This is a genomic window from Marinobacter sp. AC-23 (genome assembly GCF_001858325.1).
Taxonomy (GTDB): domain Bacteria; phylum Pseudomonadota; class Gammaproteobacteria; order Pseudomonadales; family Oleiphilaceae; genus Marinobacter.
In genome coordinates, this window is the sequence record NZ_MBPP01000018.1 from 1 (window position 1) to 13,269 (window position 13,269).

At 56.2% G+C, this 13,269-nt stretch carries 9 protein-coding genes and 3 pseudogenes; 2 read left to right on the forward strand and 10 right to left on the reverse strand.

The window, feature by feature from the left end; translation table 11 throughout:
- Positions 1–121: 121 nt before the first annotated feature.
- Positions 122–2,474: pseudogene (locus BCA33_RS06980) on the forward strand (fatty acid cis/trans isomerase).
- 15 nt (positions 2,475–2,489) lie between these two features.
- Here BCA33_RS06980 and BCA33_RS06985 read toward each other — a convergent pair.
- The 8 genes and pseudogenes from BCA33_RS06985 to BCA33_RS07020 form a co-directional block, all read right to left on the reverse strand.
- Positions 2,490–3,308: a RimK family alpha-L-glutamate ligase gene (locus tag BCA33_RS06985; RefSeq protein WP_071264524.1), complete on the reverse strand. Its 819-nt coding sequence runs from the start codon at positions 3,306–3,308 to the stop codon at positions 2,490–2,492.
- Between the two features lie 118 nt (positions 3,309–3,426).
- Positions 3,427–5,915, reverse strand: a pseudogene (gene hrpB / locus BCA33_RS06990) (ATP-dependent helicase HrpB).
- A 6-nt stretch (positions 5,916–5,921) separates the two neighbouring features.
- A complete protein-coding gene (locus tag BCA33_RS06995) occupies positions 5,922–7,139 on the reverse strand; it encodes a YbfB/YjiJ family MFS transporter (protein ID WP_071264526.1) in 1,218 nt (405 codons plus the stop codon).
- A gap of 97 nt (positions 7,140–7,236) precedes the next feature.
- A pseudogene (locus BCA33_RS07000) lies at positions 7,237–7,903 on the reverse strand (SCO family protein).
- Positions 7,904–8,044: 141 nt separating this feature from the next.
- Positions 8,045–8,965 (reverse strand): heme o synthase, encoded by a 921-nt coding sequence (gene cyoE / locus BCA33_RS07005; RefSeq protein ID WP_071264528.1) that lies wholly within the window; start codon positions 8,963–8,965, stop codon positions 8,045–8,047.
- Positions 8,962–10,053 (reverse strand): heme A synthase, encoded by a 1,092-nt coding sequence (locus BCA33_RS07010; protein WP_071264605.1) that lies wholly within the window; start codon positions 10,051–10,053, stop codon positions 8,962–8,964. Before BCA33_RS07010 ends, cyoE begins: the two co-directional genes overlap by 4 nt.
- A gap of 97 nt (positions 10,054–10,150) precedes the next feature.
- Complete coding sequence (locus tag BCA33_RS07015) at positions 10,151–10,768, reverse strand: hypothetical protein (protein WP_254774241.1); 618 nt, start codon at positions 10,766–10,768, stop codon at positions 10,151–10,153.
- Complete coding sequence (locus BCA33_RS07020) at positions 10,749–11,486, reverse strand: SURF1 family protein (RefSeq protein ID WP_071264530.1); 738 nt, start codon at positions 11,484–11,486, stop codon at positions 10,749–10,751. The genes BCA33_RS07015 and BCA33_RS07020 overlap by 20 nt, the downstream gene beginning before the upstream one ends.
- Positions 11,487–11,540: 54 nt before the next feature.
- On the opposite strand from BCA33_RS07020, the gene BCA33_RS07025 reads away from it, so the two are divergent.
- The gene (locus tag BCA33_RS07025) at positions 11,541–11,744 is read left to right on the forward strand and encodes a twin transmembrane helix small protein (RefSeq protein ID WP_071264532.1); all 204 of its coding nucleotides are present in this window, start codon (positions 11,541–11,543) and stop codon (positions 11,742–11,744) included.
- Between the two features lie 24 nt (positions 11,745–11,768).
- Here BCA33_RS07025 and BCA33_RS07030 read toward each other — a convergent pair whose 3' ends face one another.
- Positions 11,769–12,656, reverse strand: coding sequence for a cytochrome c oxidase subunit 3 (locus tag BCA33_RS07030; RefSeq protein WP_071264607.1), 888 nt, complete (start codon positions 12,654–12,656; stop codon positions 11,769–11,771).
- Between the two features lie 16 nt (positions 12,657–12,672).
- Positions 12,673–13,263, reverse strand: coding sequence for a cytochrome c oxidase assembly protein (locus BCA33_RS07035; protein WP_071264534.1), 591 nt, complete (start codon positions 13,261–13,263; stop codon positions 12,673–12,675).
- Positions 13,264–13,269 lie beyond the last annotated feature (6 nt).

A 13,269-nucleotide genomic window follows, 5' to 3' on the forward strand; every position in this document is an offset into this window, starting at 1 on the left:
GTGTTTTCCCAAAAGAAAAGACACCCCGCTCCCCAGCCCACCGCAAACGTGAGCCTTAGCGAACCCCACCTAAACCCTCTATAATTCCCCAACAACAACCGACCACCACAGGATTCCCCCAATGGCACGACTCATTGCAGCAGCACTCATCACCCTGCTGTTCTTGGCTGGTTGTGCCGAAAGCACCACGCCACCCACCTTCAAACAAGCACTGCCCACAGCCACCCAACAACCGGTCAGCTTCAACGAAGACGTACGGCCCATTGTGGAAGCCAAGTGTCTGGCCTGCCATAGCTGCTTTGATGCCCCTTGCCAGCTCAAAATGGAATACTCAGACGGCCTGATTCGCGGAGCCCACAAAGACCCGGTTTACGATGGCGCACGCTTCCAGACCCAGGAAACCACCCGATTAGGCATTGACGCCCAAACCGAACAACAGTGGCGAGAAATGGGTTTCTACTCCGTACTGGCCCGGGGCGACCAAACCCGCAGCCTCTTCGAAAACATGATTCGCCTGGGCAAACAGTATGAGTTTGCACCCAACAGCAAACTGCCAGAAGACATAGAGCTGGGCCTGTCCCGCGCCGACCAGTGCGTTAGCAACGAAGACTTCTCCGACTACGCCAGCGACCATCCCTACGAGGGTATGCCTCTGGCTATGACAGGCCTGACCGATAACGAATACGCCACGCTCACGGGATGGCTCAATCAGGCGGCGCCATCAGCCATTGGTTACTCAGGTCAATGAAACCGAACAGAACCACATCCAACGCTGGGAAACCTGGCTAAATGAAGGCAGCCAGCGCCAGCAACTGATCAGCCGTTGGATATATGAACATCTCTACCTTGCGCACCTGTATTTTGAGGACGACGGTGCCAATACCCGGTTCTTCGAGATCGTGCGCTCCCACACACTGCCAGGCACACCCATCGACATAGTCGCAACCCGACGCCCCAACGATGATCCCAAAGGCCCGGTGCATTACCGCCTGCGACCGGTAGCTGGCAGCATTGTGCACAAGCGCCACATCACCTTCGAGTTTGGGAAGAAGCAGCTCAAGCGCACCCGAGAGCTGTTTGAAGCCGGCGACTGGCAGGTAGAAACCGTGCCCAACTACAGCCGGGAAAACCGAGCGAACCCTTTCGCCACCTTTGCTGCGATTCCCGCAAAAGCCCGCTACCAGTTCATGCTGGATAACGCAGAATACTTTACCCGCACCTTTATTCGCGGGCCGGTATGCCGCGGCCAGATTGCCACCGACGTTATCCGGGATCACTTTTGGGTAACCTATCACGATCCGGAAGACGATCTGTATGTTACCAACGCAGAGTATCGTGACAAGGTGACCCCCTTACTGGCGCTGCCAGGGCAGGACGGCGCTCTGTTGGATCTGGGGAGCAACTGGAGCGAGTTCAAAGGCAAGCGCAACCGTTACCATGAGCTACGAAACCAAGCCTACAGTGAGGCCTATCCAAACGGTGCCTCGCTTGATCATATCTGGGACGGCGATGGTAAAAACACCAATGCGCTACTGACCGTTTTTCGCCATCACGACAACGCATCTGTGCAGCGCGGCCTGATTGGCCAGGTGCCACTCACCAGCTGGTGGATGGATTACCCGCTGTTCGAGCGTACCTACTACGAACTGGTGGTGAATTTTGATGTATTTGGCACTGTCGCCCACCAGGCCCAGACGCGCCTCTACTTTGATCTGATCCGCAACGGCGGCGAACAGGATTATCTTCGCTTGATGCCTCCAGGGGAGCGCAACCGGGTTTTGCGCCATTGGTACCAGGGCGCAGGTGAATTAAAGCTGGATTACAGCTACGCCAGCATGGACGACACTGCTCCATCACAAGTGCCTTACGCCACCTCGGCTTTCAACGAGGAGCTGGGTGCTCGCCTGCTTTTGAACTTCCGCGAACTGAACGCCGAGCGGGACGACCCCATCAACCGCTGTGGCGGCAGTGGTTGCGGCCGCAAAGACGAACCAGAATGGATTCGCGAGGCAGATCAGGTGCTTTCCGAACTTGCAGCTATCCGGGCCGAGTTCCTGCCTGCCATTCGTTATTTGCCCAACGTAACCTTCCTGCGAATACACAATAAGGAAGGAAAGCGCACGGTCTACACGGTTATCCGCGATCGCGCCCACAGCAGCGTCGCCTTCCTGCTGGGAGAAGACTTACGCTACCAACCGGAGAACGACAAACTCACCATCTACCCGGGCATCATCGGCAGCTACCCGAACTTCATATTCGACATTCCCGCCTCTCAGCTGGGGCTGTTCAAAGATCGAATGAAAGCCCTGAAGGCCGACGAGCCGAAAGCTTTTGACGCATTGGTGGGCGTATGGGGCGTGCGCCGGACCCACCGACAATTCTGGGAGATTCTTCACGATATTACGGCCTGGCAGCAGGAGCACCAGCCCCTGCAGGCGGGAGTTTTCGATATTAACCGTTACAAGAATCTGTAGCCGACTAGCCCGGGCTCAGACCGCCACAGGGTGGAAGGGCTCAGGGGTGTTGGACCCACCGGGATCTCGGGGTTCACTCTGCTGTTGCAGGTATTCCAGGATGGCGTCCTTCAGGTCGCTGCCTTGGCCCAGCCCTTGATTGCCGAATAAACGGTTGAATTCCAACACAAAGGGGTAGCCTTCCACCAAGGCAATATCGAAACCGGCGTGATCCACCTCAAGCTCCCGTGCAAGCCGCAGGGCCAAATCAGTCACCACTGCTGGCACCGGGCTGTTGTCAATCCGGCCACCTTTCGACACGTTGTTGTAAAAGCCCTGCTCAGCCTGTGTACGCCAGTATGCGGTTACAACTTTATCGCCCACCACCACAATGCGAGCGTCACGATCCAGCGGAAGGTATTCCTGTACGTACAAAACCTCCGTGCGCTCACAGTATTTATGCCAGTCATCACGGGTTTCAATCAGCCACACGCCTTCACCCATACTGGCCTTGGGCAGCTTTGCCACAAAGGGCAGCGCCATAACGCCCCAGATATGCTCGCGCTCATGGGGCCCATTGGCTTCAATGATGGTCCAGGGAATATGTTCCGGTGCTACTGCTTCAAAAGCACGGGTCATCTCCACTTTGTCGTGGCCAATTCGATAGCTGGCAACGCTGGGAAACACTCGGCACTTCAAGCCATGCACCAGTGCATTGAGCTGCCAGTACTCGGGGAAAAGTACCCAATCTGCCGTGCGCAGTAATTCCTTGTGGCGCAGAAAGTTTTCCGGTTTGAGTACGGTCGTGTTCGGAAAGCCGAGCGTGCGGAAAACATCAAACGATACGAAATTCATGGGCGGGGTCGCGCTGGAAAAAGTGGGTAAGTTTTAAGCAGTTTTAATCTGTGCGCAAGCACTTTTTGTGCGCCAACTTGATTATGTCCATGGCGTTAAAAGAAAATAATCGTTGGCGCTACTTTCTTTTAACGCCCTGCTGAGCAATAGCGGTTAGCGGGTCTTCTGGCCAAGGGTGCTTGGGATAACGGCCACGGGTGTCTTTACGCACCTGTGGGTAAACGTTAGCCCAAAAGCTGGCCAGATCGGCCGTGACCGCCAGAGGCCTTCGGGCCGGCGAAAGCAAATGAATCAATACCGGCACCCTGCCTCCGGCCACTTCCGGCGTTTTTGTCCAGCCAAACAAGGCCTGCAACTTGGCCGCCAGTACCGGGCCATTTTCAGCCGTGTAATCCAGCGTGACAGAGCTGCCGGTGGGAATGGTCAGGCTGGTCGGCGCAAGCTCCCCCAGCTGTTGTTGTTGCGAGTACTCCAGAAGGCTATTCAGAGCGTTTTGGATATTCAGCCTCGCCAAGTCAGACCAGCGGCTAATGCCGATCAGAAAAGGTGCCAACCAGTGTTCCAATGATTCTGCCAAAGCCTTATCACTGACATCGGGCCATTGCTCGGGATAATGTCGCGCCAGCAGCGCAACCCGTGCCTGCCACTGCCGGGCTGCAGCTGTCCATGGCAGACTATCCAGCCCTTTGCGCCTTACGGCAGCCAATATGCCCTGCTGAACCAGCTCCGGTGGGGGTTTTGTCAGCGGTTTCTCGGCAAGAAGCAGCGCCCCCAGCCGGCGGGTTCTGCGGGCGATTACCGTACCCCGTTTATCATCCCATTCCGCCTCGTCCTGCTCATTTATATGGGTCGCCAGGTCGGTCTCCAGAGTTGGCAAATCCACTGGCGCCGCCAGATAAATCCTTGCCTCCCTGGTTTTCCCGTCGAGATCTGCAGCCACCAGCCACTCGTGTCGCGCCAGCCCATCGTCTTCCCGCAACAGGGCGCCTTTGCCGTTGCTGAGTTGATAGCGCGGCATGTCCCCAGGCCGACGTTTACCAACACGATCCGGATAAGCGAGTGCTAACAAACGCCCCACTTCAGTGGCAGTTGGCACAGTTTCTTGCTCATTTTTTTCATTGCCACGGGGCCCTGACAAACGCTTGGCTTGTTGACGCAGTGCCTGAAGCCGGTGTGGGTCTGTGCGCTGGGAGCCGCGCTCGCCCCGAAGGGCTCGGATGCGCTCATGCATATCGGCACCGGCACCTGGGCCCAGCAAATCCCGATCTTCCAGCAGTGCGGCCAGCTCAGCCGCCAGCCTGCCCAAACCAAATGATCGCCCTAATACGACCATGTGCGCGAGCCGGGGGTGAATGCCCAAAGCCCGCGCCGACTTGCCGTGCTCGGTAATCGCGCCGTCGGTATCCAGCATATCCAACCACTGCAGCAGCGCCACGGCCTGCTGCCAATGGGCTGGTGGCGGGGGATCGACCCACACCAACTTGTCCGGTGTGCGGGCGCCCCACTGAGCCAGCTCAAGCACCAGTGGCGCCAGATCCGCCTCGCGAATCTCCGGCGGCGTAAACTCTGCCAGCCAAACTGCTCAGACTCACTCCACAACCGGTAACACACGCCCGGCTCCACTCGGCCCGCACGGCCTTTGCGTTGTTCCGCCGAGGCTTTTGAAACACGCCCTGTCACCAGCCGCGTCATTCCGCTGTTGGCATCAAACACTGCACGGCGCTGTTGGCCGCTATCAACCACTACGCGTACACCTTCAATAGTCAGGCTGGTCTCTGCAATAGCGGTTGCCAGAACCACCTTGCGAGTCCCCTCAGCGGCCGGCGCAATGGCCTGATCCTGCTCAGAGGCTTTGAGGTTGCCAAACAGGGGCGCAATCACAATGTCCGGGGTCGCTTGGCCCGCCAGCGCTTGTGCCACCCGGTGAATCTCTCCAGCCCCTGGCAGAAACACCAGTACCGAGCCGGGCTGCTGCGCCAGCGCTTCGATAACCACCGCGACTACTTGATCCACCAACCGTGGGTTGCGTTGTGTGGCCGGCGCCGAGCGATAGAATACATCTACGGGAAACGCCCGGCCCTCGCTGCTTAGCACGGGTACATCCCCGAGCATGCGTGCAATAGGCGCGGTATCCAGCGTAGCGGACATTACCAACACCCGAAGATCTTCCCGCAGCGCCTCCTGTGTCTCCCGCACCAGAGCCAGCCCGAGATCGGCCTGTAGTGAACGTTCATGAAATTCATCAAACAGCACGGCGGCGTAATCTTCCAGCATGGGGTCACTCTGGATCAGCCGGGTAAGAATGCCTTCGGTCACAACTTCTATACGCGTCACACCAGACACCCTGGTATCAAGCCGTGTTCGATAGCCGACGGTCTGTCCGGGTTTCTCGCCCATCTGCGATGCCATAAATCTCGCCGCCGAGCGGGCCGCTAACCGCCTCGGTTCCAGCATCAGAATCTTACGTCCGTGTAGCCAGGTAGCATCCAGCAACGCCAGCGGCACACGGGTAGTTTTACCCGCGCCCGGGGGGGCCTGCAGCAGAGCTGTGGTAGCTTGCTCCAGGGTTCGTTTAAGTTCTGGGAGAATGTGATCTATTGGGAGCACGTTAAATCAATCAAAAATAACGGTTCTGGCATGCCAGGCTTCTGGCCGGGGCACAAAGAAAACGAAGATCAGGCCAAATGCCAGTGCTGCCACCCCAATAACAAAAGCGGAAGCCAAAGTGCCGCCGGCATCCAACCACTGCTTGGTTAGCCAGGGGCCGACCATTTGAGTGAAGCCGTATAGGGCGACCATGGCGGCCGACAGCCGGGGGCCTTGGTGTGGATGTAGCGCGCGGCCAATACGCTGGGTGAGCAATACGGTTCCCAGGAAAGTGCTACCAATCAGAGCGGCACATAACATCAAGCCAATAGCCCCGGGCAAGAGTACGGCGGCCAGCACACCTGCCAGCTGAATTAAAAAGTTGAGTTTCAGCGCGGGTATGTCGCCCATATTTGTTCCGAGTTTATTCCACAGCCAGGCGGCTGGAATGGTGCACACAGCTACGATTAGCCAGGCTCCATCGAGTAGCCAATGGTCGGCTTCCAGCTCCAGCCTCGCCAACAATGGCAAGAAGGTCATGGGAAGGATATAACCCAACCCGGCGCCTGCGTAGGACAGAAAAAGGGGAATACTGGCACGGTCTATCAGTGGAGTGGTGGTTGCAGCCTGGCCGTCATCGCTGCTCCGCTGGTGATCCTCCAGCTCTAGGCTGGATAGCCGAAACACACCCCATATAGCCAAAGGAATGGAGGTCAGAGCCACTGGCCACCAACGCGCCGCACCTTCAAGCCAATCAGCACTGCCGGAGACCAACCCGCTGGACATCAGCAAGCCCAGGCCCACGCCTATGTATACAAGCCCGCTCATGCTGGACCGATTACGCAACACCAGCCATTCGAGAATCAGCGCCGGCGCTTGTACGAAAACAACACCATTTGCGACACCGTTCAGCCAGCGGCTGGCCGAGATAGCGGTCAGGTTGTCCGTTTGAGTAACAACAAGCGTGGTGATGACGTGCAATACCAAAAAGGCGGGTAGCATAACGCGGATATGACTGACCCGATGCCAGCGAATCGCCAGCAACGCGCCCACCAGATAGCCGAAGTAGTTCCAGGTAGCTATGGCTGCACCTTCTGGCGCGGTGAGCTGGCCGTCGTCTATCAGGTAGGGCAACAGCGGGGTGTATACAAAGCGGCCGAGTGTGTGCACAACCAGAAGCACGACGGCGCCAGCGGCCAGCACGCCAAAGAGCTCTTTCGGGGTTGTGGTGTTCTGTTGGTACATGCTGTGGGTTCCGGCGGGTGAGTTTTCAGCCGTGCAGTCTATGCGAGTCCCGCAGCCGTGTCAGTTTGACCTTGCCAGAAAACCACCTTGAACCGAATCAAGACTCGGCGTTTTCGCGATTAGTTTTGGCCCACTGATAGATGCGTTCAAAAGCCTCTGCCAATTGCTCAGGGTTATGAGGCGGCTGAATCAATGCCGCCAACTGGCCACCGGGGTTCAACAGTGCAAAGTGCCCACTGTGGTCGACCAGTAGCTCCCCGTCCACATCGCGATGCACAAACACCGCGCTCAGGCTTTGAGCCAGTGCTCGCAGTGTGTCCAAATCCCCGGTCAGACCGTGAAAGTTTTCACCGAAAAACGCCGTATAATCCTTAAGTTTTTCAGGGGTGTCATGTTCAGGATCCGCGGTAACCAGAAGGTAATCCGGCTGAGGCAGCTCGCTCGAAAGCAGTTTATTCATGCGCCGCAGGTTAGCCATGGCCGCCGGGCAAACATCCGGGCAGTTTGTATAGCCCACAAACGCAAACGTCCACCGGCCCCGGAGGCTTTCCCGGGTAACGGTTTCCCCATTTTCGTTAGTCAGGGTAAATTCTGTGAGCTGTCGTGGCTGGTCATAGACATAGGTGTTCATGTCGGCAAGATCCGGAGCTCGGACTGGCTCGCCACTGTCTACCAGAAAAACCTGGCGCCCAACAACCAAACCAAAAATCAGTACCACGAGTAAAAAAAAGTACAAATAACGTCACCTGAACTGAACGATTCATCATTGCTCCAATTAGCCGACTCCGCAGTAACGCAGGGACAGTAGGAGGGGTGCCTTTTCTGCCGGGAAAAAATGTCTGAGCGCAGCGAGTTGTTTTTCCCAGAAGAAAAGGCACCCTTCCTGCTGGCGCGTCTACACCAAGTCAGAAAAATACAAAATGATCTACAAGAAGTACCACAAACAAGGCCATCAAGTAAGTGATGGAGTATTTGAAGGTGTTTAGTGCTACTCGGCGATCGTCGCCTTTCAATAACCGTATGGCGTAGTAAAGGAAGCGCAGGCCAAGGATCAACGCACCAGCAAGATAAATCCAGCCGGACATGCCTGTAACGAACGGCAGCAGGCTGACTGCCAGTAACATCAAGGTATAAAGCAGGATGTGCAGCTCAGTGAATTTATTGCCGTGGGTAACTGGCAACATGGGAATGCCTGCTTTCGCATATTCTTCTTTGCGGTGAATGGCCAAGGCCCAAAAGTGCGGCGGGGTCCAAGCGAAAATGATCAAAACCAGCAACAGTGCATGGCCTTCTACCTGGCCAGTTACAGCAGTCCAGCCCAGCAGTGGCGGCATGGCGCCTGCCAGGCCGCCAATGGTGATATTTTGGGGCGTTGCACGTTTCAGGAACAGGGTATAAACGCCAGCATAGCCTACCAGGGATGCCAGGGTGAGCCATGCGGTCAGGTGATTCACCTGCCACATTAATACCACCATGCCCATACCGGCCAGCAAGGATGCAAACAGGATCGCTTCTACCGGGGAGACTTTGCCGGTAGCCACGGGACGCTTGCGTGTGCGGGCCATGACAGTATCTATCTTCTGGTCCACTACGTGGTTAACCACGGCTGCGGCGCCGGCAAGAAAAGCTATGCCAAGGTTGCCCCAGATCAGCACACTCAAGCTGGGTAGCCCAGGTGTCGCCAGTAGCATGCCAATGGCCGATGTCAGGATCATCAACGCCACAACGTTAGGCTTGGTCATTTCCAGATAATCCCGCCAGGAAACAGTCCGTGCGGATTGGCTGGTCACGTTTTGGGCCGGCAGTACGTCCACTTGCTCACTCATGCCGCAATCTCCTGATGCATTATCTTTGTGTGTGGTGCTCTTGCAGCTTGTGTCTGAGGCAGCAGATGATGCTGCCATATCAGGTATATTACCGACAGCAGCAGCCCGGCACCCATGGCGTTGTGGGCCACTGCAACAGGCAGCGGAATATGGAACACAATATTGGCGAGCCCCAGGGTAATCTGTGCCACCAGCGCCGTGGTAACAAGTAGCACAGGGCCACGCAGCTCGCGGTTGTCGCTCCGACGCCAGATTAACGTCAGCAAGCCTGCAAAATACGCCAGAACCACCAAGGCACCCACGCGGTGGGTTACGTGTATAGCTACCCGACCATCTGCTGTTAGCTGACCGCCCAGATAGTTTGGACCAACGTGCTGGGTAATATCAAAGCCGTGTTGAAAATCCATGCCTTCTGGCCACCACTGACCCTGACAGGTTGGAAGGTCTGTGCAGGCGACGGCTGCGTAGTTGGCGGCGGTCCACGCGCCCAGAGCAATCTGCATAATCACCAACAGCAAACCAACATAGAGCCATGGTCGAAGGCTGATCACGCTGGACATTGCTCTGGCTGGTTTTGGCATGGCTTGCGATGCAGTGCTCGCAGAGCTTGCCTGAACCCCTGAGAACTTTCTGAGCCGCAGTACCAATAAGGCCAGCAGGCTAAGCGTTGTAAAGCCACCCAGCAGATGCAGAGCCACAACTTGCGGCCAAAGTTTCAGGGTGACCGTCCACATGCCAAAGGCTCCCTGCAACAGGATAAAGCCGGCAATGAACAGAGGCAATTTGAAAGGCACACCGCTGCGGCGCTTGCGCACTGCGCTGCCGGCCAGGCCGAACACCACCAAACCCAGCGTGCCGGCGGCGTAGCGGTGAATCATTTCCGGCCAACCTTTGGCTACATCCACCGGTGTGTCCGGGAACCGCGCATTGGCAATGGCAATGTGCGAGTCGCTCTGGGGTACGGTTAGAAAGCCGTAACACCCTGGCCAGTCCGGGCAACCCAGCCCGGCATCGGCCAATCGTGTCCAGGCGCCAAGCATAATCACCACAACGGCGAGAATCACTGAAAAAGTCGCCCAGTTAACCATGGCTCTGGTTTTTGGTTGGCTGTGGGTAGACAGATGGTTCAAGGCTGCTCCTCCAGACTGATGTCTCAGCCCACCTGTGACAGTTTTAGAAGGTGTTTCAGATCCTTGAGTATGTCCTTACCCGTGTTCTCGGGCCGTGATGCATCATCACGTTGCCAAATGGATCAATCAACATGATGCGCGGCTCCCGCTCCGGGTTAATCCCTGCGGGCCAGGTTGGCGCAGCGCCGGCAGTAGGCACCAAGCGCTCCATTAACGGGTATTCCGTGGGTAAGCGCGCCGTCAAATCGTCGGTAATATCACCTAATACCGCAGCCCGGGATACACGGTCGGCATTTTTGCCCAGCGCGATGTTGGCTTGCCGGGCCAGGTAGAGTAGCTCTTCACAGCGGCTGTCGCACTCACTGGCAGCAACCACCATAAGCCACTGGGGATCCGTCTGGCCGGCACTAAAGCGTTTGGCCAGAGGCTCTCCTGAAAGCGTTTCAAGGTTCAGTGCCGTCACGGACGCTGGCGGTGTGATCAGCACCCCTTGGTTGGTGTGGCCAGCAGGGTTCAGCCAGCCTGTATAGTACATTATGGTGGCTAGAATCATTGGCCCAAAGCCAAGTGCAAACAGTAAAAATGCGGTACGCCGGCCCCTGCGAACCTGTTCGGGCGTGGGGCCGTTCGTTTCTTTCCGCGGGGGTGTCCGGCTAGCCGTTGTCGTTGTCATCATTGGATCCTGTCTTTCGGTAGCTCGCGACTACAGTCAATATAGCCAGCACCAAGGCGAGCGCAAACCATTGTGTGGCATATCCGTAATGGGTTTGCGGCCCCATTAAATCCGGTTTCCAGTCTGCGCGATAGGCTCCTGGCTCATCGCCATCTTGCAGCCGGATGACAGCGCTTGGCAACTGCGCAATCTCCGCTCTTGCTACCGACACCGGAAGCGCCTGTACTCGCCTTGGCCAGCCTTCCGCAGGCGTGGAATCGCCCGATAAAACCGGCGGCTCCGGGTAGGGGCTTATCCGGCCGGTTAGGCTAAATATACCTTCGGGGGGAAAAACATCCGGAAGTTCATCGCGCGTTCTTGGAGCCGCTATCCAGCCTCGATTAACAAGCACCGGCGGGCCCTGAAGCGGATAAAAATCTGTCAGGACTTCGTACCCGGCCCGGCCGTCGCGGGTTCGATTATCCAGCAGCCAACTGTGTTCGCCAAAAAGACCGGTAACCGTAACTGGTCTGCCGTTATCTAGCCCGCTAGCCACCTGCTCTGGCCAACCAAGATTCTGAGCTTCCTGCTGCCACTGTTCAAGCAGAATCTGCTTCTCTTCCGCCCGGTTTAATTGCCAGATACCCAAACACACCAACAGCGGTAAAAAGGCACCCGAAAAAACCATCAGTTGCCAGTTCAGCTGCCATTTTCGAGGGCGTTTCTTTACCTCCGTCATGGTCTGCTATAGTGAATCTGGCAGAAACCAGAACAAAAGACCAGAGATCTCTTTATGCTCAAAGCCCTTATTATCTTTCTCATGCTTGCCGTAGTTGCCAGCCTTTTCAGCGGTCTGTTTTTTCTCATTCGAGATGGCGGAAAAACCAATCGAGTGGTGAACTCCCTCGCTGTGAGGGTCACGCTGAGCATACTTCTACTGGCCGTTATTCTTCTGTCGCTGTGGCAAGGGAGCCTGACACTACACCCGACTCCCTGAGCCTGACCACACTCCGTTGTTGCCTCAGATGACATACACAAATACAAACAAGCCCAGCCATACCACGTCCACAAAGTGCCAATACCAAGAGGTTGCCTCAAACCCAAAGTGGCTGTCGGCTGTGAAGTGCCCCTTGTGAATGCGGATCAGCATGATGATTAGCATTAACGTGCCAAGCGCAACGTGAAAGCCGTGAAAGCCGGTGAGCATGAAGAAGGTGCTGCCGTAGATACCAGACTGAAGCGTCAGGTTAAGCTCCTGATAGGCGTGCATATACTCTTCTGCCTGCAGAAACAGAAAGACCAGGGCCAACACGATTGTGGCTGCAAGCCAGATTTTTAGTTTCTTTCGGTTGTCAGCTTTAATGGCATGGTGAGCGACTGTCACAGTAAATGACGAAGTGACAAGAAGAATGGTGTTTATCAGGGGCAAACCCCAAGCACCAATGACAGATTTCGGAGCAGGGAAGGCCTCTGGATCCGGGTTATTGATTAACGGCCAAGTGGCCTGAAACCCTTCCCAGAGCATGTTAGAACTGCCTCTGTCGCCCTCACCACCAAGCCAGGGCACAGCGAACACGCGAGCGTAGAAAAGCGCGCCGAAAAATGCAGCAAAAAACATGACTTCCGAGAAGATAAACCAACTCATACCCCAACGGAAGGAGCGATCCATCTGCGGGCTATAAAGGCCACTACGGCTTTCCTTGATCACGCTGCCAAACCATCCAAACAGCATGTAAATCATGATCAACATACCGACAGCAAAGATCATCCAGTCGCCGCTCGTGCTTTGGCCCTGGTTGCTACTGACCATAATTGAGGCAGTGCCGTAGAGGGTCACTCCAAGGCCGACTGTGGCAATAATAGGCCACTTACTCTGTTCGGGAACGTAATAGCTCTGATAGTCCGCCATAGCAATCTCCGATGGCTTATCCATTATCGATTATTGTTGTGTTTGTAAGGGCCACCTGCGGCTCGCCCTGATCATAAAGCGTGTAGGACAGCGTTAGCTTGGTGATGTGGCTGGGTAAATCCTGATCCACAATAAACACCAGAGGCATCTTCGTGTTCTGCCCCGCCGCCAGTGGCTGCTGGTTAAAGCAGAAGCACTCGGTCTTGTGGAAGTACAGCGTGCCTTCCGATGGCGACAGGCTGGGCACTGCTTGCCCCACCATATCCCGATCGGTCGGGTTCTCCGCGTAAAAGTTCACGGTGGTGGCCTCGCCAGGATGCACTTCAACACTGCGCAAAACCGGCCGAAATACCCAAGGCATATCCGGCCCATTTTGCGCCAGGAACTGCACTTTAACCGTGCGGTTCATATCTACCGCCGAGGCCTCTGTTGACTCATAACGGCCACTGGTTTTGCCATTGATGCCTGTGATGTCACAGAAAACATCATACAAAGGCACCAGCGCGAAGCCAAAAGCAAACATTCCGACCACGCCGGCAAGGCACCAGCGTATAACCCGTGCATTGCTGCGCGGAGGGGCGGGCTTGTGTGCCGGTTGCTCAGCCATAATTGC

Bases quoted from the DNA above. Each gene is read 5' to 3' on its own strand.
- BCA33_RS07035 (WP_071264534.1), bottom strand. From the start codon at position 13,263: ATGGCTGAGCAACCGGCACACAAGCCCGCCCCTCCGCGCAGCAATGCA.
- BCA33_RS07010 (WP_071264605.1), bottom strand. From the start codon at position 10,053: ATGGTTAACTGGGCGACTTTTTCAGTGATTCTCGCCGTTGTGGTGATT.
- cyoE (WP_071264528.1), bottom strand. From the start codon at position 8,965: ATGAGTGAGCAAGTGGACGTACTGCCGGCCCAAAACGTGACCAGCCAA.
- BCA33_RS07030 (WP_071264607.1), bottom strand. From the start codon at position 12,656: ATGGCGGACTATCAGAGCTATTACGTTCCCGAACAGAGTAAGTGGCCT.
- BCA33_RS07025 (WP_071264532.1), top strand. From the start codon at position 11,541: ATGCTCAAAGCCCTTATTATCTTTCTCATGCTTGCCGTAGTTGCCAGC.
- BCA33_RS06985 (WP_071264524.1), bottom strand. From the start codon at position 3,308: ATGAATTTCGTATCGTTTGATGTTTTCCGCACGCTCGGCTTTCCGAAC.
- BCA33_RS07015 (WP_254774241.1), bottom strand. From the start codon at position 10,768: ATGACAACGACAACGGCTAGCCGGACACCCCCGCGGAAAGAAACGAAC.
- BCA33_RS06995 (WP_071264526.1), bottom strand. From the start codon at position 7,139: ATGTACCAACAGAACACCACAACCCCGAAAGAGCTCTTTGGCGTGCTG.
- BCA33_RS07020 (WP_071264530.1), bottom strand. From the start codon at position 11,486: ATGACGGAGGTAAAGAAACGCCCTCGAAAATGGCAGCTGAACTGGCAA.